This window comes from Algoriphagus sp. (genome assembly GCF_030694375.1).
Taxonomy (GTDB): domain Bacteria; phylum Bacteroidota; class Bacteroidia; order Cytophagales; family Cyclobacteriaceae; genus Algoriphagus.
The window spans coordinates 297129-322773 of record NZ_JAUXYL010000007.1; the positions used below are offsets into that span (position 1 = coordinate 297129).

Annotated in this window: 18 protein-coding genes; 9 read left to right on the plus strand and 9 right to left on the minus strand. The window is 43.5% G+C overall.

What is annotated here, in order from left to right; genetic code table 11:
* The first annotated feature begins 63 nt into the window (after positions 1 to 63).
* Positions 64 to 510, plus strand: a complete 447-nt coding sequence (locus tag Q8M62_RS02550; protein ID WP_304900056.1) for an Hsp20/alpha crystallin family protein — start codon at positions 64 to 66, stop codon at positions 508 to 510.
* Positions 511 to 610: 100 nt separating this feature from the next.
* Here the strand turns inward: Q8M62_RS02550 and Q8M62_RS02555 are convergent, their stop codons facing one another.
* The 3 genes from Q8M62_RS02555 to Q8M62_RS02565 form a co-directional block, all read right to left on the minus strand.
* Positions 611 to 1360, minus strand: coding sequence for a hypothetical protein (locus Q8M62_RS02555; RefSeq protein WP_304900057.1), 750 nt, complete (start codon positions 1358 to 1360; stop codon positions 611 to 613).
* Positions 1361 to 1363: 3 nt separating this feature from the next.
* On the minus strand, positions 1364 to 2011 hold the full coding sequence (locus tag Q8M62_RS02560; RefSeq protein WP_304900058.1) for a glycosyltransferase family A protein: 648 nt from the start codon (positions 2009 to 2011) through the stop codon (positions 1364 to 1366).
* A 385-nt stretch (positions 2012 to 2396) separates the two neighbouring features.
* Positions 2397 to 3758 (minus strand): M28 family peptidase, encoded by a 1362-nt coding sequence (locus tag Q8M62_RS02565; RefSeq protein WP_305668008.1) that lies wholly within the window; start codon positions 3756 to 3758, stop codon positions 2397 to 2399.
* 272 nt (positions 3759 to 4030) lie between these two features.
* On the opposite strand from Q8M62_RS02565, the gene Q8M62_RS02570 reads away from it, so the two are divergent.
* Together Q8M62_RS02570 and Q8M62_RS02575 are read left to right on the plus strand one after the other, a co-directional pair.
* Positions 4031 to 6835: a PQQ-dependent sugar dehydrogenase gene (locus Q8M62_RS02570; RefSeq protein WP_304901912.1), complete on the plus strand. Its 2805-nt coding sequence runs from the start codon at positions 4031 to 4033 to the stop codon at positions 6833 to 6835.
* A gap of 118 nt (positions 6836 to 6953) precedes the next feature.
* On the plus strand, positions 6954 to 7706 hold the full coding sequence (locus Q8M62_RS02575; protein ID WP_304901913.1) for a DUF1080 domain-containing protein: 753 nt from the start codon (positions 6954 to 6956) through the stop codon (positions 7704 to 7706).
* Between the two features lie 72 nt (positions 7707 to 7778).
* Here the strand turns inward: Q8M62_RS02575 and Q8M62_RS02580 are convergent, their stop codons facing one another.
* Positions 7779 to 8705: a C1 family peptidase gene (locus Q8M62_RS02580; RefSeq protein WP_304901914.1), complete on the minus strand. Its 927-nt coding sequence runs from the start codon at positions 8703 to 8705 to the stop codon at positions 7779 to 7781.
* A gap of 272 nt (positions 8706 to 8977) precedes the next feature.
* Between Q8M62_RS02580 and Q8M62_RS02585 the strand changes: the two genes are divergently transcribed.
* From Q8M62_RS02585 to Q8M62_RS02595, 3 genes are all read left to right on the plus strand, one after another.
* Positions 8978 to 11302: a DUF1549 domain-containing protein gene (locus Q8M62_RS02585; RefSeq protein ID WP_304901923.1), complete on the plus strand. Its 2325-nt coding sequence runs from the start codon at positions 8978 to 8980 to the stop codon at positions 11300 to 11302.
* Between the two features lie 2 nt (positions 11303 to 11304).
* Positions 11305 to 12735 (plus strand): DUF1501 domain-containing protein, encoded by a 1431-nt coding sequence (locus Q8M62_RS02590; RefSeq protein ID WP_304901915.1) that lies wholly within the window; start codon positions 11305 to 11307, stop codon positions 12733 to 12735.
* A gap of 294 nt (positions 12736 to 13029) precedes the next feature.
* Positions 13030 to 13614, plus strand: coding sequence for a YceI family protein (locus tag Q8M62_RS02595; protein ID WP_304901916.1), 585 nt, complete (start codon positions 13030 to 13032; stop codon positions 13612 to 13614).
* 175 nt (positions 13615 to 13789) lie between these two features.
* On the opposite strand, the gene Q8M62_RS02600 is transcribed toward Q8M62_RS02595, so the two are convergent.
* The 4 genes from Q8M62_RS02600 to Q8M62_RS02615 all read right to left on the minus strand — a co-directional run bounded on the left by Q8M62_RS02600 (position 13790) and on the right by Q8M62_RS02615 (position 20436).
* Complete coding sequence (locus Q8M62_RS02600) at positions 13790 to 15310, minus strand: Fic family protein (protein ID WP_304901917.1); 1521 nt, start codon at positions 15308 to 15310, stop codon at positions 13790 to 13792.
* Between the two features lie 168 nt (positions 15311 to 15478).
* Positions 15479 to 18250: a carboxypeptidase-like regulatory domain-containing protein gene (locus Q8M62_RS02605; protein ID WP_304901918.1), complete on the minus strand. Its 2772-nt coding sequence runs from the start codon at positions 18248 to 18250 to the stop codon at positions 15479 to 15481.
* Between the two features lie 238 nt (positions 18251 to 18488).
* Positions 18489 to 19328 (minus strand): GLPGLI family protein, encoded by an 840-nt coding sequence (locus Q8M62_RS02610; protein ID WP_304901919.1) that lies wholly within the window; start codon positions 19326 to 19328, stop codon positions 18489 to 18491.
* Positions 19329 to 19602: 274 nt separating this feature from the next.
* Entirely contained in the window at positions 19603 to 20436 is an 834-nt protein-coding gene (locus Q8M62_RS02615; RefSeq protein ID WP_304901920.1) for a GLPGLI family protein, read from the minus strand.
* Positions 20437 to 20571: 135 nt separating this feature from the next.
* Between Q8M62_RS02615 and Q8M62_RS02620 the strand changes: the two genes are divergently transcribed.
* Entirely contained in the window at positions 20572 to 22137 is a 1566-nt protein-coding gene (locus Q8M62_RS02620) for a HAMP domain-containing sensor histidine kinase (protein ID WP_304901921.1), read from the plus strand.
* A complete protein-coding gene (locus Q8M62_RS02625; protein ID WP_304901922.1) occupies positions 22134 to 22814 on the plus strand; it encodes a response regulator transcription factor in 681 nt (226 codons plus the stop codon). Before Q8M62_RS02620 ends, Q8M62_RS02625 begins: the two co-directional genes overlap by 4 nt.
* A 50-nt stretch (positions 22815 to 22864) precedes the next feature.
* Here Q8M62_RS02625 and Q8M62_RS02630 read toward each other — a convergent pair whose 3' ends face one another.
* Positions 22865 to 24130, minus strand: coding sequence for an alpha/beta hydrolase (locus Q8M62_RS02630; protein WP_305668009.1), 1266 nt, complete (start codon positions 24128 to 24130; stop codon positions 22865 to 22867).
* A gap of 318 nt (positions 24131 to 24448) precedes the next feature.
* On the opposite strand from Q8M62_RS02630, the gene Q8M62_RS02635 reads away from it, so the two are divergent.
* Positions 24449 to 25555 carry a right-handed parallel beta-helix repeat-containing protein gene (locus Q8M62_RS02635; protein WP_304899123.1) on the plus strand — a complete coding sequence of 369 codons (1107 nt, stop codon included), beginning with the start codon at positions 24449 to 24451 and terminating at the stop codon, positions 25553 to 25555.
* Positions 25556 to 25645 lie beyond the last annotated feature (90 nt).

Sequence of the window (25645 nt, forward strand, 5' to 3'; positions counted from 1 at the left end):
GGTCAAAAAGAAAGCAGTTTTATATCGGCAATTAAACTGGTATAAATCTAAAAAATCAACAAGATGAGCAGTCCAACTAAAAGAAATGGAAGTTTTTGGCCTAAGATGGTTCAGGACTTCTTCGGTGCAGAAAACCCCTTTGATTTTGATGAAAAGTTTTTCTTTCCTGGGAAATCAATCGAGGTACCCTCCGCAAATGTGATTGAAAATGACAATTCATTCAAACTTGAATTGGCAGTTCCGGGCTTTGAAAAGAAAGATTTTAAAGTGGAAATCCAAGATGGGATGCTCATTATCTCAGGTGAAAAGGAGCACAAATCTGAAGAGGAAAAGGAAAACTACCGTAAAAAGGAATTTTCCTATTCAAGCATCCGTCGGTCGTTTGCCTTGCCTGAGCATGTGAAAGAAGATCAAATTGACGCCAAATATGAAAATGGAATTCTCAATATAGTTCTTCCAAAAAAGGCTCTGGAAGCCAGTAAGGCTAAAAAAGCGATAGAAGTTGGCTAAAGCAAAATAGGTGTTTTTTTATTGTTTTCAACCCCGGTCTAATTGACTGGGGTTATTTTTATGCTTCACTTCCACTTCAACTCAGCGCAAAATCGTTTACTTATTTATGCCTAAACCAACAATCCATCCGCTCTGATTCATAGCCCTTAAACAACGTATTGACCGGAACTCCATGTTTTAATCGATTAGAAAATGTAGTCCTTGCTACAAAATTAAATGCCCCCATATCCAGGGTAAATGGAGTTTGGTTACTGACTGTAACAGAAGTATGAATTTGGGTGAGCTTCTCCAATAGCAAAAGCATAACGGCTGTATTTCCTCCAATCACTCCACAGTTTAACAGTGTTTGCGACTTGCTTCTCTCCTCGAAATCCAAAAATTCAGGAATCAAATTCCGCAAGTGGGTGCAATGATCCTTCATCCAAGGGTTATCTAAAATCTCCTTTTCATCTCCGCAAAAAAGATGTTCTGGATTTTCCAAAAAGAATGAATCATCAAATGGATTTTTGACGACTTCCACATCCGCGATATCGGTGAAAAACACATTATGAATCTGATCCGCATGCCGTTTCAAAAAATCAAAATACACCGGATACCGATATACATTGGCATTCAGCGGTGTATCAAAGTCCACTTTGATAAAATTGATTTGATCATTTTGTGCTTCTCGAATTGTTTTTTCAGAAAAATTATTGTGAAATACAATCCCTTCCAAACCAAGATTTTGAACGGATTGACACCACTTTTCGATCAACGAGTACTCATCCGAAGGCAGCATTTCATTCCGATTGACGTCGTAGATCCCTGTAAAAAGCGAAGCGCAAATTAAATTGGGAGAAAACCTGATCATCGATTAGGAATGTACAGACCTACTTTGCTTATGAAGAGCGGTGATGCTCGAAGCCAAGTTTCGATAGTAGATGTAAGTCCGTTTTTGAGATCTTTTAACCCTATATTTTTTCGAAGCTTGTTCGTAGAAATACGAGTCCGCAGAATATCTGTTTTCGAAGTGGATACTTTTAAAAACTTCCTTTTTGCCAAAAAGTGTGGCAAAAAGAATGCAGTCATCCACATGGATATTTTTGTGAAGATCATGCTTATCCACCACATAGTAATCTTCGTTACTAGACACGACCGTCTCAGTGAGAGAGGAAATCAAGTCAGCGAATTCCATTTCATGAAGACAGGAAGATAGATGGTTGGGCTTGTATTCATCATCTGCATCGATGATTGTGATGTATTCACCCTTGGCAAAATGAACCGCTCGATTGATGGCAAAAGACTGACCTTGGTTTTTGCTGCGGATATAGCTGATTTTATCCTCGTGATTTATGGAATATTGTATCAAGGATTGACTGAGCTCCAGACCACTTCCATCGTCAACCAACAACAATTCAAAATCTTTGAAATCTTGATCCATGACTGAATCAAGGGCTCTTTTTACCAATTCAAATGGGGTATTAAAAACCGCCATCAACACACTCACCTTCACTTTTGACATTACTAACTTGGGTAAAACACCTTTTCAGGGTTAAAAATCTCTTGCAATAACCGCCTTTCTTTCAGCATTTCAGTCAAAAAAATCAAAATAATCCAATGCAAAGGAATAAACTTTGGCTCCCAATTTCCAATCACACAATATCCCCTTTTTTAAAAATTCGATTTTGGATAAGGTTTTATTTGTTTTTTATATGTTTTTTGATGGCCATCCCGATAGCCACTGGGAGGAATCTCGCATGGTTTATACCCCTTAGCCATGGGTGCATACCCCTGAGAGAGATTCTTTCTCATGGGCATTTCAGCGCTCTAAAATCCGGATAAATTCTCCTTTTGGAAGGCATAGCGGTAGTTCGGAAAAGAAATTCGATTCACGTTTACCGGCTCTTTTAAATCCCCTCCTGCTCCAACAGATAAACCAAAGCAGCCATCGCGGCAGCTCCCAATTCCAATTCCCGCTGAACTACCGCCTCAAAAACGTCGGCTTCGGTGTGATGGTAATAAAAATACCGTTGGGAGTCCGGCAACAGCCCAATCAAAATCGGCCCCTGATCCCGAAGCGGCCCGATGTCGGCTCCGCCGCCTGCCTTTTGTAGATTCCAAAGCTGAAATGGTCTCAGCAAATCCGCCCAAGAAGCAAGTTTGCCACGCTGCTCATCTGTCCCTGTGGACGAAAACCCAATCGGTAAAAATCCGCCTGAATCCGATTCGATAGCTGCGATATGCTTTTCTCCTTTTTCCATTGCTACCCGGGCATATTCTTGACCTCCACGAAGTCCGTTTTCCTCATTCATCCACATCACGGCACGAATGGTTCGCCTCGGTTTCCATCCCAATTGCCTGTAAAGCCTCAAAACCTCGATTGCCTGCATGCAACCTGCACCATCGTCGTGGGCACCTTCTCCCACATCCCAAGAATCGAGGTGGCCTCCTACCGCGATGATTTCCTCAGGCTTTTCTGTACCACGGATTTCCCCGATCACATTGTAGGAAAGCTTCTCAGTTTTCATTTCACCATGGGACTCTAGGTACACTTTCAAATCTGCCTGATCTGCCAGCAGCTGACTGAGCAAATCAGCATCGGAGGTACTGATGGCAAGGGCTGGGATTTTTGGAAAGTCGGGATTGTAACGCTGATTTCCGGTATGGGGAATTTTGTTGACGGTATTGCTCAGTGAGCGGACCAAGGTACCGACCGCTCCGAGTCTGGATGCTTCGGCAGCACCGGAACTTCGCTGTGCATTGGCTCCTCCGTAAGCCTGAAAAGAATCGATTAATTTGGGATCCATGGGACCGTTGAAAAAGACAATCTTTCCTTTCACTTTCTCTCCCAAGCCTTGGAGTTCGGGAATACTTTTCACCTCAATCACCTGACCAACAAGGCCTTTTGGCCCCGTTCCTTGCGTATTTCCAAGGGCCAAAGCATTCAGTTCTACCACACCGTGTTTTATGGAATTGGTGATTTTGACCACATCCTTTCCTCCCCGATCCCAATGTGGCACCATTACTGGCTGTAAATAGACCGTGTCGAAATCATAGCTTTCCATCAGCTGCTTGGTCCATTCCACGGCGGCTGCTGCGCCCGGCGAACCGGCAAGTCGATTCCCTACGACTTTGCAGAGGTAGCGGAGATTTTCGTATGTGTGACCGGATGAAAGTTCGGTATCGTAAATCTTTCTGAGGTTGCTCTCATGATTTTGGCCAAAGGCAAATACAGGAACAAAAGCTGCGGCGAGGAGAAATTTCTTCATGGGATGAGTTACTTTTTGGAAAAAATAGAAAAATGAAAATTGTCCTGAAAAAGATTTTGACCAATGGTTAGTTTTATTTAAGACTTCTTTTCGGACTTTAATTGGATAAAAGCCTTTTTATCCCAAATAATCAATCAGTTCCCTCTGTCGCTCATCCCCAAAATTTACCGATACAGCAAGAGCATTTGGTAGTTAAATATCTTTTGTCCAACATTGAGACAATAGAAAAATTGCGCCCCTTGAAAAAATTTTACTTCAAACTCAGAAAACCTATGTTAAACCGATTCCTTTGGAAAGTCCTTCCTGTACTTTTTCTAAGTCTTGGACTTCTTTCCTGCAAATCCGAAGACGATCCTTCTGTCAAACCAGAAGACAATCGTTTTACTAAAGTCGTCCTTGCCGAAGGAATGGACGAACCGATGGAGATGACATTTCTGCCCGGTAACAGAATCCTTTTTGTCGAACGAAAAGGGGGGGTTAAAATATTGGATGAAAAGACGGGAGAAGTAACACTTGTCGCCACCATCCCGGTCAATACCAAATACACCAACAAACTTGGGGTAGTCCGCGAGGCTGAAGAAGGACTGATGGGAGTAATAGTACATCCTGACTATGCCAAAAACAACTGGATTTACATGTATTACGCGGATCCCTCGGACGCAAAGCACATTTTAGCGAGATGGGAACTGAAAGGAAATGAACTGGTGGAATCCTCAAAAAAAATCGTCTTGGAAGTTCCTACCCAACGTGAGGAATGCTGTCATACCGGAGGAGGAATGGTCTTCGATGCGGAAGGAAACCTATACCTGACCGTGGGTAACAATACCGTCAATCCCCGTGAAGGGACCTCCAACTTGGACGAAAGGCCGGGAATGGAAAATGCAGATGATCAGCGGGCTCCGGGCAACACCAATGATCTCAGAGGAAAAATCCTGAGAATCCATCCTGAAGATGATGGGACTTATACCATTCCGAAAGGCAATCTTTTCCCTCCGGGAACAGAAAAAACCAAACCTGAAATCTACACCATGGGTCACAGAAACCCTTGGAGACCTACATTGGACAGCAAAACGGGCTATCTCTATTGGGGTGAAGTAGGACCTGATGCTTCGGTAGATTCCATTTGGGGACCTAAGGGCTACGACGAATTCAATCAAGCGAAAGGCCCGGGATTCTTCGGTTGGCCATATTTCATTGGAGACAATTTCCCATATAACAGACATAACCACGCAGACAGCTCCTATGGCGCAGCCTATGATGTAATGAAGCCCGTCAATGAATCTGTAAATAATACCGGTTTGAGAGAGCTTCCGACACCGGTTGTTCCGGCGATGATCTATTATCCTTATGGCGTTTCGGAGGTATTTCCGCAGTTGGGTAGCTCAGGTAGAAGTGCCACGGGCGGCCCGATATTCAGAAAGGCAGATTTCAAAAAAGACGCACCCTATGTTTTCCCTGCTTATTATGAAGGAAAATGGCTGATTGTAGACTTTATGCGCGGGTGGATTTTTGCTGTATCAATGGATAAAAACGGTGACATGACCGGAATGGAGCGATTCCTTCCAAACGAAACCTTCAGCTCAGCAATTGATATGGACTTTGGGCCGGATGGTTCACTTTACATTTTGGAATACGGATCGGCTTGGTTCCGTGGGAATGCAAATTCCCGAATAGTCAAGATTCAGTATAACAAAGGCAACCGCAAACCGAATGTCAGCCTAGCAGCCGACAAAACCTCCGGAGCAATCCCATTGACTGTAAACTTCTCTTCTGAAGGAACGAATGACTTTGACGATTACGATCAGGGCAAGCTTTCCTATGAATGGAAAATTACCAATGGGACAGGATTCGATCAGAAGCTGAGCGATGCAAATCCGAGTTTCACTTTCTCAGAAGCCGGAACCTACCAGATCACTCTTACCGTCACGGATACGAAGGGAGAGAAAAACTCCGCTTCCCTAGAAGTGATTGCTGGAAATGAACCTCCAGTAGTTGCTATCGATTTTGGAGGTATTAACAGAAGTTTCTGGTTTGGAGAAAAGGAATTAAGCTACAGCATCACGGTCAACGATAAAGAAGACGGAGGTACTGCGGACGGGAAAATCAAAGCGGAGGAAGTGGCAGTAACGTTCGATTATGTACCGGCAGGTTTTGATCCGATAGAGATCGCCTCAAAGCAAAGTGGAGTAGAGAACGCAGCTATATTGAACCTTGGCAAAAACCTAATCGAAGCCAGTGACTGTAAGTCTTGCCACCAATACGCGGAGAAATCCATCGGCCCAAGCTATCAGGCGGTTGCAGAAAAGTATCCTAACTCCGAGGAAAACACAAAATACCTCATCGGTAAAATCATCAACGGCGGTGCCGGTGTTTGGGGAGATCACGGGATGAGTGCACACCCATCACTGAGTGAAGCGGATGCAAGAAGAATGGTCGATTACATCCTGGCTATGGATGACACTCAAGCCAACATTGCTTCTTTGCCGCTGAGCGGAAAAGTAAATGCGATAGTACCTGAAGGCGAAAACGGACAAGGCAGCTTTCTCCTGAGAGCTTCGTATTCTGATAAAGGTGCGGGCGCTATTGGATCGCTAAATGGAATTGATTTCGTGGCTTTGAAGAATCCTTTCCTCGATCCACAATCCTCGGTTGAAAGAAAAGGAGTTCAATTGCTGACTACTCCAAACATCAGCTTTATGATGGTGGGAGATAATTCCCAATTTTCCATGAAACAGATCGACTTAACGGGAATCCAGCAAATTGACGTCTTGAGTAGTATTACCGAGCGCAATGGTGCAATTGGAGGTTCGGTAGAAATCCGATTGGGCTCACCTACAGGAGAACTCCTTGGCCAATCTGAGAAGATAGGAAGGAAAGCACCCGCCGGGTTTAGGCCACCGCAAGGGGTAAATCCGATAGATTGGAGACGACAAAATGCCAGTCGTGCGGTCGTCAAAATCAAACCGACTACAGGCATGCAGGATCTCTATTTTATCTTCAAAAATCCAGACGCCAAGGGGGAAGCCGTCCTGATGAGTATTTTGGAGATTGAGTTTAAAAACAAATTAGAAGAATAGAATCAACATCCCCTTGGCTTTAAAAGACCATGGGGATTTGTTTTATTTAAACAATAAAATTTGAAGATTGCCCCTTTCAGATTTTACAGTTAACATTCATTGCCCAAACCTAGCATAAATGAAGGCCATCAAAATAAACCTTATCCTAGCAAGTTTAGTCTCACTTTCAATATGGTCTTGCCAATCAAAACCTACAGAATCAGCTACCTCGGAACCCGAAGTAATTCAAGACAACCAACTCTCCGAGGCAGAAAAAGATGCTGGTTGGAAACTCCTGTTTGACGGTAAGACCTTAGACGGATGGCATGTTTACAACAAGGGAAAAGGTGAATCTGCTTGGGAAGCTGTCCATGGTGAATTGAGATGCAATCCCGATAAAACCGACGATCCGGCAGATTTGCTCACAGATGTCCAGTATGAGAATTTCGAGTTTCAATTTGAGTGGAAAATCGAAGAAGAGGGCAATAGTGGAGTATTCATCAATGTGGTGGAAAAGCCTGAAATCTTAACTGCATGGGCCTCGGGTCCGGAGTATCAACTTTTGTCCAATTCACATGCGGAAGTGAATGTGCCCCTGAAGCGATCAGGTTGCCTGTATAATTTTTTCCCTCAAAAAAATCCAGCCGAAACCAAATCCTCCACCGAATGGAATCAGTCCAAAATCATCCAAAAAAACGGGCAAACCCAATTCTATTTAAATGGAGTATTGACAACAGAAGTGGATTTTAAAGCCCAAGCTTGGGCTGACACCGTAGCCAATTCTGGCTTCAGCAAATACCCTGAATTTGGCAAATCAACCAAAGGACATATTGCATTGCAGGACTGGGCTAAAGGAATTTCCTTCAGGAATTTGAAAATAAGAGCGTTGTAGCCCAAAACTGCCAAAAATTTACAAAATCCTCGACTAAGGCACTGGGTTTGGTTATTGTGTGTTCTGATCTGTCTAATTCAAACCAACAAACGCCTGGCAAAGTACCCGGAAAGGATTATTCAAATCAAAAACATTATCAAACGCCTCATAATCCACCCAAACAAATCCACTATCTCCCCAACCATCTCCCCAGGAGTTCACCAATTTGAAGGCCTTAAACTGATCTGAATAGCCGACCACCAACATGGCATGGGACCCATAAATCTCCGATTTTTTGACTTGGTGTGGTCTATAGGCACTCAGCCCAAAAGAATCTTTCTTCCCAAATTCCTGATCCAAACCCATTGCTACAACCACGGGATTACCTCGGGTGAGCAGCGTTTTTACCTCAGCAACCAAATCAATCCCTCTTAGAATTTTGTAATCGCCCATTTTGAAATTACCTGCATTTGCTCTTTGATTGACAGTGGGCTGCAGATTACAACCATTGGCCTGATAGGGGAAAACATCCCATTCACTGGTACCTTGGTCAACCAAGAGCTGCAAAGATTTTGAAATAGAGGTTCCTTTGCATTGACCTTGTGTGAGTTGATTATAAATGTAGGATGGACTAAGTTGGACCTTTTGAGCTCGGGAGGAATTTTCACTGAAATTGTACAACAAACTCCTGCCATAATACGCAGTAGCCCAAGCCGTGCAAGAACCTAGTCTGCCCTGATTCCCGATTTGCGGAAGAAAAGTGGACAGGTCAAAAGAGGCCGGAAGATTATTCGGAATCGTTAGATTTTGAAGTGTCTGATCCCCCTCAGGAGCTGCGCCGGTGAAGCCATAGCAATAGGAATTTTCGCAGCCCATCCAATACTCCTCCCCGTCTTCCGAAATAAAAACTTCTCCAGTCTGGCTCAGGGGATCTGTGCTCAGTAAAGCCGCAAATTCATTTTTCTCCAAACAACCGGAAAGCAGGAAAAAAAATACCGGCAAAAACAAAATTTTTCGCATAGTCCATCAAAGTAATTAGTGTCCGAACGACACTCCCTTTGATTTTGCTACAATACTTCAAACAAAAAATTGAAAATCAGTTTTTTCGCCATACAAAGGACTGTTTTTAGAGCCGAAAGCCTTATATTTTTCGAGTTGATCTATTTACAATGATTTCTCCTTTGACTGAACTTCTTATTCTCCAGCTGCCATTTCTGTTAAACTTCACCATCGGGCTGATTCTGGCAGAAAGTAGTTTTTGGCTCAGCCAGCTTTTCGGCCGACTTCACCCGATGATGGTCCATTTTCCGATTGCTTTGATTTTGGCAGCGGTAGTGATGGAGCTGTTTACATTGGGAAAATTCAGGCATTCGTTTCGTTCAGGCATCCGGTTTCTGGTCATTATTGGCACCATTTCGGCCCTATTTACCGCTTTGATGGGTTGGTTTTTAGCCGAAAATGAAGGCATCACCGGAAGTACACTTGACCTTCATCGAATTGTTGGAGTGGTCAGTGCAGGATTTTCTGTTTTACTTCTCGTTTTACTCCGAAAAAGTGAACTCAATCCTAGCGCTTTATCAATTAAGACTTATCGATTTTTCCTGTTTCTCACTGGAATCGGAATAGGCTTAGCCGGACATTTTGGAGCGGCTCTCACGCACGGAGAAGGCTACCTCACAGAGGTTTTGCCCAAGAATTCTGACGAACAAGCACCCGAATCCCTGACAGTCGATATTGCCACTTTCGCCTCTACACTTTCCCCGGATCAGGAAATACAACTCGTCACCAACGTCCGTTCCATCTTGGCCCACAACTGCTACAAATGCCACTCCGGAGCCAAAACCGAAGGAAAATTGCGATTGGATGAGAAAGAGTTTGTCTTTGCCGGAGGAGAAAATGGGCCGGTGATCATCCCCGAAAATCCCGGTCAGAGCGAATTGATTCGACGAATTTCCCTCTCCAAAAACCATAAAGAGGTAATGCCCGAAAAAGGCAAATTGCTCAGCAAAGAAGAAATCCAATTGCTCACATTTTGGTTGGAAAAAGGAGCTCCCTGGCCGGATGGAGTGGCACAGCAATCCATCTATCGGGTAGCGGCTTTGGCTCCTAGAAAACCAAACTTACCCCCGGCCAAATTCGGTTTGGAAAATCCAATTGACCGATGGGTGGATCAATATTTTCGGGAAAATAAGCTCAATTGGGGGGAGCAGATTGATGACAGAACTTTCCTGAGAAGGGCCTATCTCGACCTCATCGGACTGTTGCCCAGTCCGGAAGAATTGACAGCATTTCAATCCGACACTGAGCCCAACAAACGGGGAATTCAAATCCAAAAACTGCTCGATCGAAGTGATGATTTTGCCCAACACTGGCTGACCTTCTGGAATGATGCCCTACGAAATGACTACACCGGAACGGGATACATCACCCGGGGGCGCTTTGCCATCACAGACTGGCTCTACACCTCCATCAGAGACAATAAATCCTACGATCAGTTTGTCAAAGAACTGCTCAATCCAAATGAGAAATCCAAAGGTTTCATCGAGGGCATCCGCTGGAGAGGGACTGTCAATGCTTCACAACGCACCGAAATGCAGGCTGCTCAAAATGTGGGACAAGTGCTTTTGGGTCTTAACCTCAAATGCGCTTCCTGTCACGATAGCTTTATCAGCGACTGGAAACTGGAAGAAGCCTATGCTTTTGCCAACATCTTCGCAGACAGCACACTGGAAGTCAGTCGATGCGAGCAACCCACAGGCAAAATGGCCAAAACCAAAATCCTCTGGGAAGAATTGGGAGACATTGACTCTCTAGCCACCAAAGCCGAAAAACTCCGCCAACTCGCTGATCAACTTGTCCAACCTGCTAATGGTAGAATGTATCGCACGGTAGTCAACCGAATCTGGAAGCAGATGATGGGCAGGGGAATCGTGGAACCGGTGGATGAGATGGACAATGCGCCTTGGAGTCAGGATTTGCTGGATTGGTTGGCGGTGGATTTCGTGGAAAACGGCTACGATCTCAAGCGTCTGATAAATCAGATCGCCTCCTCCAAAATCTACCAAAGCCAATCCATACCTGTGGAATCTCCTGAAAAGCTTTTGTCTCAGGATTTCAAATTTCAGGGAATGGTGAGAAGGCGACTGAGCGCAGAGCAGTTTTCGGATGCTGTCAGCCAACTTTCTGCCCCTCTTTTTGATTCATTGGAAGTGAAATTCAGACCTTATGAATTGATCCCTGAGGCAAGGAACACGCTGCCTTTTGCACGAGCCTCTTTGGTCGCAAACAATGATTTTCTCAAAGCTCTGGGTCGGCCCAATCGAGAAATTGTCTCCACCGGCAGGGATTCGCAGGCAAGTTTGTTGCTTGCCTTGGAACTTAGTAATGGTGAAAGACTGAATAAATCTTTGCTCAATGGTGGGAAAATCTGGACATCAAACTTCTCAGATCCGATCAAACTCACCTCCGAACTCTATTCCAGAGCACTTCTGAGAAAACCGACACAGAAAGAATTGGACCTTGCCAAAAAAATCTTCGGTGAAAAGACAAGTCCGGAAGAAATGCAGGATTTCCTCTGGGCGGTATTCCTTTTACCTGAATTTCAAATGATTTATTGACTATGAAAATCCGACAAACCCGACGTGATTTCCTGAAAAAAACCAGTGCCGCAGCCATGGCCACGATGGGCATGGGCGCTCCTTTGGCAGGATTGCTTTCTTCCTGCGAAAGCAAAATCCCAAGTACGGCTGATTCGGTAATCTTACTTTTTATGGCTGGAGGAATGGCACACACCGAAACCTTTGATCCGAAAAAATACACCCCTTTCCGCAAGGGGATGGAAGCTAAAGAGATTCTGAGCACCTTTCCTTCCATTCCTACCCGACTCGACGGGATTCATTTTTCCGAAGGGCTGGAAAATATTGCTTCCGTGATGGATAAAGGCACATTGATCCGCTCTTATCAGGCGGCGGACTTGGGTCATATCCTACACACACGTCATCAGTACCATTTTCATACCTGCTATGAACCGCCTCAATCTGTGGTCGTTCCTCACTTGGGAAGTTGGATTGCCAAAGAAAAAGGCCCATTGAATCCTGTTATTCCACCCTTTATCAATATCGGACAGCGATTTACCGTGGGTGAAGGCGAAGAATTGAAGGCTTTTCACAGTGCGGGATTTCTGGGTTCGGAATTTGGTCCATTTTTAATCCCTGATCCGACAGCTGGTTTGGATGCAGTTCGACCTCCGGTAGGGATGGACTACAAGCGATTTGAATCCAGAAATAAACTTTACAAGGACTTGATATCGGCAGGACCTATGGGCGAATTTGGTTCGGATTACCAGAAAGAATCACTCCAGCGATCCATGGAACAAGCCTACATGCTCCTCAATTCTCCCGAAGCGAAGGCATTTGACCTGAGTCAGGAACCACGGGAGAGCTATGAAAAGTATGACACGGGAGGAAGATTTGGCTTGGGTTGTTTGCTGGCCAGACGATTGGTTGAACAAGGTGCGAGATACATTACTGTCACGACTGAATACGAGCCTTTTTTCGGTTGGGATACGCATGACAACGGGCACACCCGGCTGAAGGATATGAAAAAGATGATCGATGCACCGATCGCCCAATTGATCAAAGATTTGGATGAAAGCGGTAAACTGGAGCGGACCTTAGTTATCGTAGCCAGTGAATTTAGCCGGGATATGTTGACCGAAGGAAGGCCGGACCTGAAAGTATTGGATCAAGTCGAAGTACCCGACATCGTTGAAGACATGAAAAACTATGGGATGCACCGACATTTTACTGATGGATGTTCGATCCTGATGTTTGGAGGAGGAATTAAGCGCGGACATGTTTTTGGTAAAACAGCTGATGAGCGGCCATGTAAGACCATCGAAAACCCGATCAAAATCGATGGTATCCATCAAACGATATACCATGCTTTGGGAATACCTGCGGACAAACACTACGAAATTGAGCAGCGCCCATTCTACACCACACCGGATGGGAAAGGGAAGGCGGAATTTGGGCTGCTGACGAAGGGCTAAACTTTGGTGAATAGCTCAAGTTTACTAATACTTTACTGCTGGCACATAAATTTTTATCAGAGTAGCCCAAAAACAACGCTCCGAATACAGTTTGGCAATCCTATCACTTTTTGAAGTAGAATTAGTACCAAGGTTAAAAGGCGATTATCCTGTTCAAACACAAAAATCGCCTTTGATCAAAATACATCAACATTTCGTGACTTGCCCGTTAAACATTTTGACTTGGACAAAGTCTAATTGGCGTATCCAAAAATTTCAAACCAACAAATTCATCAAACCAAATTATTAATTCCTATGAAACTGATTACCACATTAATCCTGGCATTTGGGACCTTTTTTTCCACAAATGAAACTATTGCTCCTGCCACAGTAAACAAAACCGAAAGTCAAGTCACTTGGAAAGCCTCCAAAGTTACCGGTGAGCATTGGGGATATGTACCCATCGCTGATGCAAACCTTGATGTCACTGGAGGAAAAATCACCGGAGGTTCATTCGAAATGGACATGGTCAACTTAACCGTCGAAGACCTGACTGACGAAAAATCAAAAGGTAACCTGACCAATCACTTGAAGTCTGACGATTTCTTTTCGGTAGAAAAATTCAACAGATCAACCTTCAAAATCACAGAGGTAAAATCTACAAGCGCTACAGATTACACCATCACCGGTAATCTAACCATCAAGGGAATTACTAAGGCAGTTTCTTTCCCTGCCAAAGTTGCAGTAGCAGGAAAGAAAATGACAGCAACTGGAACCATCAAATTTGACAGAACCCACTACGACATTAAGTTCCGATCAGGAAACTTCTTTGAGAATCTGGGTGACCGAATGATTTACGATGAGGTGAATTTGGATGTGAAGCTTGTTGCGACTATCTGATTGAAATATTGAAAAATTTCAAAATTGAAAAATTAGGTCTGAGAGAAATCTCAGGCCTTTTTTATTTTTCAGTGCGCCAGTATCCTCTAAGCTTTTAAGGTTAGACCTTTAAGGTTTTGAAAACCTGAAAGGTATTTTCCGCTTTTTAGTGCAAATTATTTTAATTCTTTTGGGCCTAATGCTTAATCAAACTGGCCAAAAAAACTGCAAATGGTCGGATATTTTGCTCCGAGCTACCGGATTCTAGAGCGCTTAAATACGCATCCCTTTGGATCATAGGAACAACAGTCCAAGGATATCCACCTGAAGCAAGAAACAAGTTCATCAAGAACCTTCCCAAACGTCCATTTCCATCTATGTAGGGATGAATGTAGACGAACATAAAATGACCTAAAACAGCCCTTACCGCAGGACTTGATTCATTTGCCAAAAGATCAAAATATACAGGCATCAGGTCTTTGACTGCGTCACTATTCGGTGGTACATGTTTGGAACGCCTGATGTAAACGGGTTGGTTTCGGTATCCCGCCAAATCCGAAGCCTTAATTATGCCCGCCGTTACACTGGGAGCAAATAGCTCTCTATACCAATTCTGGTGTACCTCATCCGCAACTGTCCCGGAGTTTTCTCCCCTCAATACTCGCTCTACGGCCCTTTTTACCTCCATAAAGGCCTGCCAATAACCTCTCGCAGCAATTGCATCTCGCTGCTGCCGATCACTATCAGCATGTTCTGGTTGCCATTGCCCACTTCGCACTCTTTCTATCAAATCCGCAGAAACTCGGTAACCTTCAATAGATAGCGAATTATAAGCATCATTCACAAAATTATCCGAAACCAGCTGGAGATACCCATTGATATCATCAGGTAACCCAGGTGCTGCAGGAAAAACTTCTAAGATAGGCTCCCGCATGGACTGCCACATAAGCTGGAGTCTGTTCACATAGGGAGAGACCTGCCGTGAAGGTATAGAAAATGGGCTTGGGGCAATAAATGGGTCATTTGTTTTGACTTGGTATCCCGCTGAGCGCATCCCAGAAAGGATATCTTCTGCAATTTTATCCCGCCCAATATTTCTGAAAGCTCCTGCAATACGTCCAGCAACCACACTTTGTCCGCCAGCTAGCAGAATTCGCAATAGCTCTGACGCATCTCTAAAGGTTGCCAAGGCCGTCCGCGCCTCTGTGGGATTGTTTCGAAAGAAAGGCTCCGAGCTGTAAATCAATGCCGAAGCCAAAGAAAACATTCTCAACCCATTACTTTCAACTTGAAGTTCTTCAGGACCAGCAATGCTGGCTCTAGTTTCAAAAATTGAGGTTTCAAAGGGAAGTGTCGTGATCTGATTTCGTGCCTGCGGTGAGCGGACAAGAAGCTGTCGGGGCACGGTCAAATTCCCTGCATGAAAAACCACCGACTGTTCCGGCGACAAGCTCCATTTATCCCCAAATCTTTCATTCAGATAAGCTGCTATAAAATCCCAAAAAGAGGTGAACCAAGATGTGCTTTCTCCTGCGGTCTCATCAGGTCTGGCAGGAATATACCAGCCTCGAATCACCTCTTTCAGAAAACCTGTTTTCAGGAGCCTTTCCCGATGAGTTCGAGTCAAGTCGGATGACTTTATTGCTATTCTTCCCAATCCTTGTAAATCCCTCAGGACAGCCAACGAATCTGCGAGTTTTTCTGAAGGGCTTGCCATTGCGCTACCTTTTTTTCCAAAAGTAACATTTAGCTTTTAATGTTGTATAATTTTTAGCTTTTAACGATCTATTAATTTTAGCTTTTATTGACTCACTGTATTTAGCTTTTAATGTATTAATTTTGATCTTCAACAACCTAAAACCAATCTCCCACCAACCACTTTATCCTACAAATCATACTTCACCGTCAGCATTCCATACCTCGGCTGCACCAAGTAGGAGAAGGTACTGATCAGGTTTTCACTGAAACTATCCCGTCGAATGGCCTGTGTATTCAGCATATTCCAAACAGAAAGTCGGAATTCCCAAGGGCTCTTTTTCCCCTGATATCCCAAAAAGGCATTCAAAAACTCAAAGTCACTTCGTACACCACTCTCCTGATTGAGGTAGGAATTATAGGTATAATCCGCATTCAGCTTTAATCCTTTATAGATGTCCAAGTCAATTTCCATCTTGGGACTGTGAGTGGAGAAGGTATTGGACAGCGCTCCGGAATTGTAATTATTGGCAGTGAAAGCATAGCCCAAATCCACTTCCAAAACTTTGAAGAACGTGGAGGTCACCTTGAAATCATAGGTCTGCGAAAACTGCTCATTTCGGGTCGGTCTTTCGTCCAACACCAAATTGGTCGTGAAAGCATTCCAGCGGCCGCCTGCCGAAAGCTTGAAGCGATTGTAGCGCTTATCCATTCGGAGATCTCCATTGAGTGTTTCGTTGACGGCTTCCACATTCAAAGCTGAAAGCAGCCGGTTGATTCCTGCAAAATCCGTCGTCGTGATGATTTCATCCCGCTTACGCTGCCAGTTGACATTCCCAAAGAAATTCAACCCGGAAAACATGTCAAAATGATTGTAATTGAGCGTGTGCGTGGAAAAAAGCCCGTTGTCCAACATCCGATTCCCCTGAAAAATCGAGTTGTAATCCTGCAGAACCAGTCCCTGTGTGAGCTTTTGGATATCCATGAAATTAGCCTCTGTCTGATACCGGTAAGTCAAAGATTTGGTCGATTTGATACTCCATTTGGAATAAAATCCCGGTAAGGCAAGCACTTTGTCATAGGTTAATTCATTCCCAAACTGCTGATCCTGCCAAGCATAACGATGCAGGTAAACCGATGGACTGATGATCATTTTTTTCCACTTGGTCTTGTAGGTCATTCCTAAATAAATGTCCTGAAATCCAAAGTCAGCATCATTTTCAAACTCCTCAAAAACCTGCTCTGAATCCATTTGATCCAAGTTCCCAATCATACTTTGAGCAATGTTTTGATAGCCCAATGACCAATTCAGATGGTTGGTTGCGTTGAGGATTTGGTAGTAATTAAAAGCTCCCTCGATGGTTTGGGTGTGAATATCCTGTTGCTGAAGGAAGCGATAGCTTTCTTGATCCATGACCGGAAACAGCCCGACAAATGGTTTTTGATTCGAAGTCAGATCATATAAGGGATCCTGAAACTTCTTTTCCCAATTTACCTCCATCGAAAATACTCGCTTTACAGTTGGGGCATGGTACCATTCTGCCTTTTGTTGAAGGCTATAGGGTGTTCTGGACTGAACCGTCGCCAGGTTTTGTTCGATTTGTCCAAAATTGGAGTTAAGCGAATTGCCGTTCTCAATATCAGTCAGCTTGCCGAAAAAGCTGTATTTGAAATAAGTTTCTTCCTTGGGGGTAAAGGTCAACCCATATTTGAGCAGGCCCGATTTGTTCTCTACCAGACTTGCAGAAGTCAGCAACTCCTGATTGTTTTCACCCGAATTCAGATAGGTTCGAAAAGAGGAACTCCCAAGCCTATTTTCCGAACTTGATCCAATCAGGAACCCGGAATGTCGCCATTTTTTACTCGGGTTAAAGTTGAAATTGAATGCACCGAGGTGCGTCTCCAGTGAGGCTGCATTGTCTCTGTTCGCCATGGGAATACCAAAATCATCACTTCCGATACTGACTTTTGAGCCAGTTTTACCACCCAAGCCTGCCAATCCTCCGCTAAAGCGGAAATAATCCTGAAGGGTAAAGGTCTGTTCCCCAACATTGTTAGAGCCACCGATCAGGTTGAGATTAACTTTTGGGGCATAATAGAATACATTTGCATGCCCTAGGTAGCGTTCCTGTGGACCAACCCCGGCAGTTACATCTCCAAAGACCATATTCTTTTTCCCGTCCTTGAGCTGGATATTCAAGGCCAAAGTCTCGTCATTGTCCAGTCCACGAATAGGCGAGATTTCATTGAAGTTTTTTAGAACCTGAACCCGATCCACGGCATTGGCGGGGAGGTTTTTGGTGGCAAGCTTGGTGTCTCCGTCAAAGAAAGTTTTCCCATCCACCAATATTTTATCCACCTTTTTGCCCTGCACTTTTACATCTCCATTGTCGTCAATCTGAAATCCCGGCAACTTCTCCAGCACATCTTCCAGTTTTCGCTCATTCCCTGTGGTAAAAGCATCAGTCTTATAGGTAAGCGTATCGCCACGCATAGTCACGGGCATCTCTGAGACTACTTCCACTAAACCGAGCTCGGTATCGCTTTGCTTGAGTACAATCTGCATCTGAACTTCAGAATCCCATTCGGTAATCAGCCTTTCGAATTGCTGATAGCCTACAAAAGAAACCCGGAGTAAATATTGGGATCCCGGCGTCAATGTCACTTTAAATCTTCCCTCATCGTTGGTGATTCCAAAGCCTCCGATCTTTTGGGTGCTTTGGTTGATGGCCACCACGTTGGCATAGGCTATCGGCCTATTCAAACTGTCCAAAACCTGCCCGATGAGTGGCTTGGTTTGGGAAAAAGCGGAACCTGTAATCAGAAGAAAGCCAATCAGGAAAAACTTCACTTTCAATGAAAATAGACTGGGTAATTTCGGTGAGTGGAGACACTCACCGAGGCGAAGGAAAAAGCCAAGGCAAATCAGCGCCCGATTAATTCCATAAAATGATTTTTTCAATGCTTTCGGTGAGTGAAAATATTCCGGTGAGTGGAGACACTCACCGGGGCTAGGCTTTTGAGCACACTCATCGAGGCTAAAAATTTGCATCCAAAAAGGCATAGTTATTCAAGTGTGAAATATGAATGCTGAAATTGAAATATTGAGGATGGATTTTGAGTTCTACAAACTGATCACTGAAAACTGACCACTCTGTCCCGAGTCTCGATACTTGGTACTATGTACTTCGTACTTGGTACTAGTTTCCTACTCTAATCGTAAACTGATTCCCCTCACCAGGTTTCCCTTGGTATTGATTCATCATCTGCTTCATTCCCGCTTCTTGCATCGCCCGAAACTCTTCCCTGTTGACCACCTTCCCTTTTTTGGGTTGTTCGATTTTCACGGGGTTTGTGGATGGGTTCAGCTCGATCTTTTCGCAAATCAGGATTCTTCCCTGATTCTGAACTTCCAGAATCAGCCCGGGAAGTCCGAAAAAGTTATCCGGTCCATGTGACACCGGAATCTCCGGGGTAAACCAAGCCGTCACGCGGATGGTGTCTTTGACGTTTTCCATTTCGGTCATTCCTGTAGAAAACCGCTGCGAATCGACTATTCGAGAATAAGTCGCCTTTTGGGCGGTGTAATTGCCTATTTTTTTGGTTTCACCGGTGAGCTCCCATTCGCTGGGCTCAAGCGTATCTTTGATCAGAAACTCCTTCCCCATCACTTCTTCTTCCCGCAAATAGGACTGATCGGCTAGGTTTTTATATAGAACCTTGTCCTGACTCCCCGTGTTAATAACCATGGTCATTCCTCCTGATGAGGCGGTCGCAGGTCCTCCACCCAAGCTTTCCGCCTGCTTCCAGGTGGATTCAGTTTGGGTAAAAGAAAGAATGTAATCCCGTTCCATCTGCTTTTTGAGTTGGGCTTGGATTTCAGCCATCTGCTCAGGTGCCATTTTGGTGGAATCCATTGAGATCTTGACCTGTGAGGAAGACTTATAGTACGCTCTTCCTGTGAGTCCTTGAGCAATAGCTTGGGGAATAGTCACACTAAGAAAGAAGAGGGAAACGAGTAAAAGAATTTTAGCTTTCATTGTAGAATGGGATTTTTTATGCGGTGAAATTCACTTGAGATTTTATTAATGTCAAACTGATGGGTTTTAGCGGCTGTCGACCGTGGACCGTCTTCCGTTGACGAAATGTTCGTGCTACAAACCAATAAAAATCAAAACAAGCAAAGCGTTAAGCACTGTTAACGTGTGTTAAGCTTGGATTTTAACTTTGCTTTTATTGAATTCGACGGGATAGAATTGCTGTTTTAGAATTTATTATTCTTGAATCTTGGCTATTGATTCATGATTCTAAAACTCATCCTCCAATCCGGATTTTCGATCCCTCGCCCTGTTTTCCCTGATACCGTTTCATCATCTGTTTCATACTTTCTTCCTGCATAGATTGAAACTCTTTACTGTTGACGGTTTTTCCTTTTTTGGGGATGTGAATGAAAATCGGGTCCTGTTCCGGATTGAGTTCAATTCTTTCACAATAAAAAGCCCTCCCTCCATTATGAACTTCGAGGATCAATCCCGGCAAGCCATAGTAATCCTCCGGACCATGGGCCACGGGGATTTCCGGTGTAAACCAGACAATGACCTGAATCGTATCTTTCACATTTTCCATCTCGGCCATACCGATAGAAAATCGTCTTGAATCAACTATTTTCGTAAAAATAGCCTTGTGTGACGTGTAATTGCCGATTTTCTTGGTCTCATCGATAAGTTCCCACTCGGTGGGTTCCAAAACATCTTTGATCAAAAACTCCTTACCCATAAATTCCTGTTCTTGCGCGTAGGATTGCTTTGCTAAATTTTTATAAAGAACCTGGTCTTCCCTTCCTGAAAGATTGATAGTCATTCCATCGGATTGCTCCAAGGTAGACTCTTTATCAATAGTTTCAACTTGTTTCCAATTGGACTCTGTCTGGAAAAATGTCAGGATAAAATTCCTTTCCCAAGGCTTTTTCATGATTTGATGGGCTTCCGCGATTTCCTCGGGATTCATTTCGGCACTGTCGATCCTGATCATGATTTGATTGGAGGCTCTGTAATACACCCTTCCGCTGAGTTGCTGGGCAAGTATTGCCTGAGGAGCTGATAGAGTGAAAATGAATAGTGCGACAAGGAAAACAAGGGTAACCCTCATAGAAAATTTGATCAGATGCGATAAATAAAGATTCTGACACAAACCAATCAGAAAGCCGGTATTCAATTAGTTAAGCACTGTTAACGTGTGTTAACCCCGGTTTTTTTCGCTTTTTTATCCTTCTAATTTAGCGGTATGCAAAAGCTGCAATTCAAGCGAATAGGATTTCTGATCGGGCTCACGCTGCTGTTGAGCATTGGCGTGCAGGCTTGGCGGATGTATTCCCAGTTTCGGATTATTCAGCGCCAATTGGTGATGGATATTCAGCAAAGTTTGGAAAATGCGGTGGAAAGCTATTTTGCCGAATTGGCCAAAACGGATGTCATTGCGTTGACGGATTTTTCCGGAAATCATTCCATCCTCGAAGGAGACAGTTTTCCGGGAAAAAATAGAATCACTCAAATCAAAATCAACCGTCTGGACAGTGTTGGTGGTTTTTTGGATCGTGTGGGACAGAGCAAAAGAATCTTTGAAACTTTAGAAAAAGCAGAAAAAGGTGGCTTCGATTCAATATTTTGGAATGAGCTAGCAACTGACACCTCCTCCGGACTAACTTTTTTTGATTCCTCCCGAAGAAGAGCGGTAGATCAAAAAAATGAACTTCGGATATTCTTTGGAAAAGATCAGGCCGACAGTATCAATCAACTGAAATCCCTGACTAGCAAAATTATAATATCCATCACCCGAGACAGTCTGGATTTTGACAAAATCAAAGAATTCCTCCAAGCCGAACTGGACCGAAGAAAAATTGACATCAATTATCAGCTCATCCAAGTCAATCGAAGGATTCCCCGATTGGGAGAAGCCAATCCTCCGCAAGAAAATCCCGGTGTCGAAAAGCCGGATATGCCATTCATGACCATTTCCCGATCCACATTTTTACCTCCCGGACAGGTATTGGAACTCTACTTTGAAAATATTTCCCTGACTATCCTAAAGCGGGGAATCTTCGAGATTCTGACTTCTTTACTTTTCCTTGGGATCATCGCCTACGCCTTTTATTACTTATACCAAACCATCAAAAACCAAAAGGAAATCGCCGAAATCAAGCAGGACCTGATCGCCAACATCACCCACGAATTCAAGACTCCGATAGCAACCACCCTTTCTGCCATCGAAGGAATCCAGCTATTCAATCCCGAAAACGATCCTTCAAAAACTGATCGCTATTTGGGGATTTCCAAAAACCAGATGTTCAAACTGAATCAGATGGTAGAGAAGCTTTTGGAAACAGCCACACTGGATTCCGATCAGTTGGTGTTGAAAAAAGAGACCATTGAACCCGAAATACTTTTGCGTCAGCTTGTCCAAAAATTCCAGACCTTGGCGCCGGAGAAGACAATCGACTTGATTTTGCCCGCTCATTGCAAGACCATCTTCGCAGATCCTTTTCACTTCGAAAATGCACTTTCCAACCTGATTGACAATGCGATCAAGTATGGTGGAAACGAAATCCGAATCTGCCTGGACCAAAAAGGCATGAACAAAGTCCGCATTCATGACAACGGCGGGAATATCAGTTCAGAGCAAAAGGCCCGTGTTTTTGAGCAGTTTTATCGCATTCCAAAAGGAGATCTTCATGATGTCAAAGGCTTTGGAATCGGACTGTATTATGTGAAAAAAATCATGGAAAAACACGAAGGTAAAATCGAGCTGGAAACCGGGCAACACTCCACCACTTTTATCACTTACTGGCCATGAGCAAAATCAATTTGATTCTCGCCGAGGACGAATTGGCCTTGGGCACGATCATTCAGGAAAGTCTGGAAAGCCGGGAATTCAAAGTTCGGCTGTGTGGAGACGGACAAAAAGCATGGGAAAGCTATCAACAGCAAAAGCCCGATGTACTGGTTTTGGATGTGATGATGCCAAAAAAGGACGGTTTTTCCTTAGCTGCTGAAGTCCGCAAAACTGATCCTTACACCCCGATTATTTTCCTGACTTCCAAAAGCCAGACCGAAGATGTGGTCAAAGGATTTGGACTGGGAGCGAATGACTACATCCGCAAGCCCTTCAGCATGGAGGAATTGATCGTGCGAATCAAAGCCCAGCTGGATCGCCTACGAACCCGCCAAAGCCAAAGTGATTGGATCGGTTTGGGAAAATATGAATTTCATCCAACCCGTCAATTGCTCAAACTCGGAGAAAACGAACTTCCATTAACTTCCCGTGAATCCCAACTGCTTCAAATCCTGCTCGAAAATGCGAATGATATCACTGACCGAACCAAGATTCTGAATCAAATCTGGGGCTCAGACGACTTTTTCAACGCCCGCAGCATGGATGTGTTTATCACCAAGCTCCGCAAAAAGCTTCAGGACGATCCGAATATCCAGATTCTGAATGTACGTGGGTATGGGTTTAAGTTAGTTTGTTGAGTTTCAAACTTTTCCAAAGTTTGAAACTTTGGAAAAGTTATTCGGGAACCTCACTTTTCCTCCTTCGCATTAGCCAAATTCTTCTTGAAAAGCCCCAAATCCCGGTGTTTACTCACTTCACCCAATTCAACCGCCTTTTCAAAATATGGAACAGCATCCTTGGTTTTGCCTAAAGCCACCAATCCATCGCCCATGCTGTCGTAAACGTTGGCTGATTCGGGAAAGCGAGCAAGATTGTGCCGAAATAAAACCAAGGCATGGTCGGGCTTGTCTCTGCGAAGCTGATCATAGCCATGCATATTGATGATCGCTTCTGTAAGCTTCTCCTCAGGAAAATAGGAAAGCAGGCCATCCAAATATTCTTCAAATTCTTCAGCCGAGTATTTTTCTGAGGCTACAGCTATTTTCTCAGAAGGTTTTCCATAGTATTTTGAAAGTATGGCCGAACCCACTTTTTCAGGTTCCTGAAGGTGTAAATAGTGTATGTAGTCGGAAATCAAAACTAGTTCTGAATTCTTAATCGCCAGAATCTGCTCGGTGAAATCAGCGATTCGGTTTTTTTGCAGCACGTTTAAAATTTCTTGATAATCCATCCCCAACGAAGCGCTCATTGGGTTTTCCATATAGCCCACATGCTTTCCCCCCACGAAAATCACCGAAGGAACTTCCGGAAAATCGTACAGCTTGGAATTCGGAGTTTTCCCCTCTGAAAAATCCAGCAACACCTGAGCCTCTGCACGTACTCCCGCAGGTGCATTTTGGAAACCCTCCCTCCTCATCCTAAAATAGTCAGTTGCGATTTTTTCCCCTTCCATTCCGTCACGATCAAAAATGGCAATCATTTTTTCCTTACTGGTAGATCGATCTGTTGGATCAAGGTAAATCATCGCTTCTATGTCCTCCAGATGGGCAAGTGCAAAATCCTTGATCAAAATCCCGCCCCAACCGTGACCCACCAAAATATATGGCGGCGCCAAGTTCAATTTATCCAGCAAGGACTTGAGCTGCTTGGTCCGGTTTGCTGGCGTGGGAATTTCATCGAAGGCTTCCGATTGACCATTTCCTGCCCGGTCATACGCAAAGACCGGTGTGTTTTCAGGAAGCTCACTAATGACTCTGTGCCAAGATTCCAAATTTCCTCCCAGGTCACTTTCTATGATGATCAAAGGCTGTCCAAGCTTTCGGTTTTCAATGCCGATTAATTGATAATGTTGGGACTTACCATCAATTTGGATGGTCTTGGATTGCTTTTGGGCAAACGTTAACCCAGATCCTGTAAAAAGAAGTGCGAGGAGTATTGTGAAGATCTTTTGCATAACTACCTTATTTAAAGGCTATCTAGTTAGCAAATGATTCGAAAAAATCCTACTAATTAAACTTTTTTATTCTGATTAAATCGTAATTCTTTTTATATAGTTCTGATCACAAAAGCTGGAAAATTCTATTGTAACATTTTAGTACAGTAATTATCACTGCGAAAGATAGCCTGACTTTCAAAGTAAGTTTTCTAAAAAAAAACTGACCAAAAAGGAAATCCCTTAATCCAAAACACAAGCGAATTTCTTAATGTAGGTTAAGGGTCATTTTTTTCAGTTTCTCCACTTTTGCATAATCATTTAAACAAAAAAAGAACAATGAAAAGGATAATATCAAATATGTTAGTGGTTTTTTTGGCATTTTTCAGCCAATTGACACTAGCACAGACTACTTCTGTACCCAATATTGAAGAAATATATATTAATCCGGAATTTGGGAAAGACACCAATCTTGGTACAAGAGAAAATCCATTGGCGACAATCAGCCAAGCTGCCAAAATGGTAAATGAAACCGAAGGAGAGGGATCGATCACAATTTATCTTTCGGCAGGATTCTATGGCATGAGTGAAACAGCAGATTTTAATGCCCAAAAATGGAAATTTTCAGCCACAAACCGACTGACTATTCGTGCTGAAATATTGCCTGATGAGCAAAAATGGAGCCCTGCTGAAATGCCAATATTGATATCTATCATGCCGTTTGTTGTAGAAAAAAACGACAAAGGTGAAACCATCGGAGCACAAAACTTTGGGTTAATGTTTCAAAATAGTCACGTAACTATACAGGGAATCAGAATTTTAGGTCAACCTGTTCATGAGAATCCATCCGAGGGAGTAGTAATCAGGAACTATCCAATTATTTGGGAAGGCAAAGATCTGGAAGATTTAAGAGTCACTCAATGTCTATTTATCGGAAGTAGAAATGCCGTTCCAAATCATCTCGGAATTTTGGCAAATGGCAAAACCCTTGAGGTTGACCATTGCGTGTTTTACGGTGTAAAAGATGCTGTTGTGATGTGGAACAGCCCGGCAACAAACTCTTCCTTTCATCATAACCTTATTGTTGACAGCTATGGTGGTGCTATTTGGACTTGGTCCACATCCTCAGATTTCAAGTTCTTCAATAATGCAATAAGCAACTCCAACGTAGTGTGGATTTTGGAAAAAGAGGAAAAAGAATCCTTTACCATTGATAACTCCATAATTGTAGGATACAATTCTTTGGTCAATAAAGGGGGAGGAGCCCAGGGTTTTGGAGAAAAGGGTAATGAGGAAAAATTAAAATTTAGTCAAGATGTGATTTTGAAAAAAGATGGACAATTGGAAATAATTGAAGACCAAACAAACAGAAACTTCCTTCATATTAAACCAGGAACACTGGGTTCAAATCTGGGAGCAGGTTTGTTTACGAAGGAAATCAAATAAAAATTTGTACACCATTGCAAATAGATTCTGATCTAATGCCTTAGTACAGGGTTGCATTCACATAATACCAAATCTTCAACTAAAAATTAA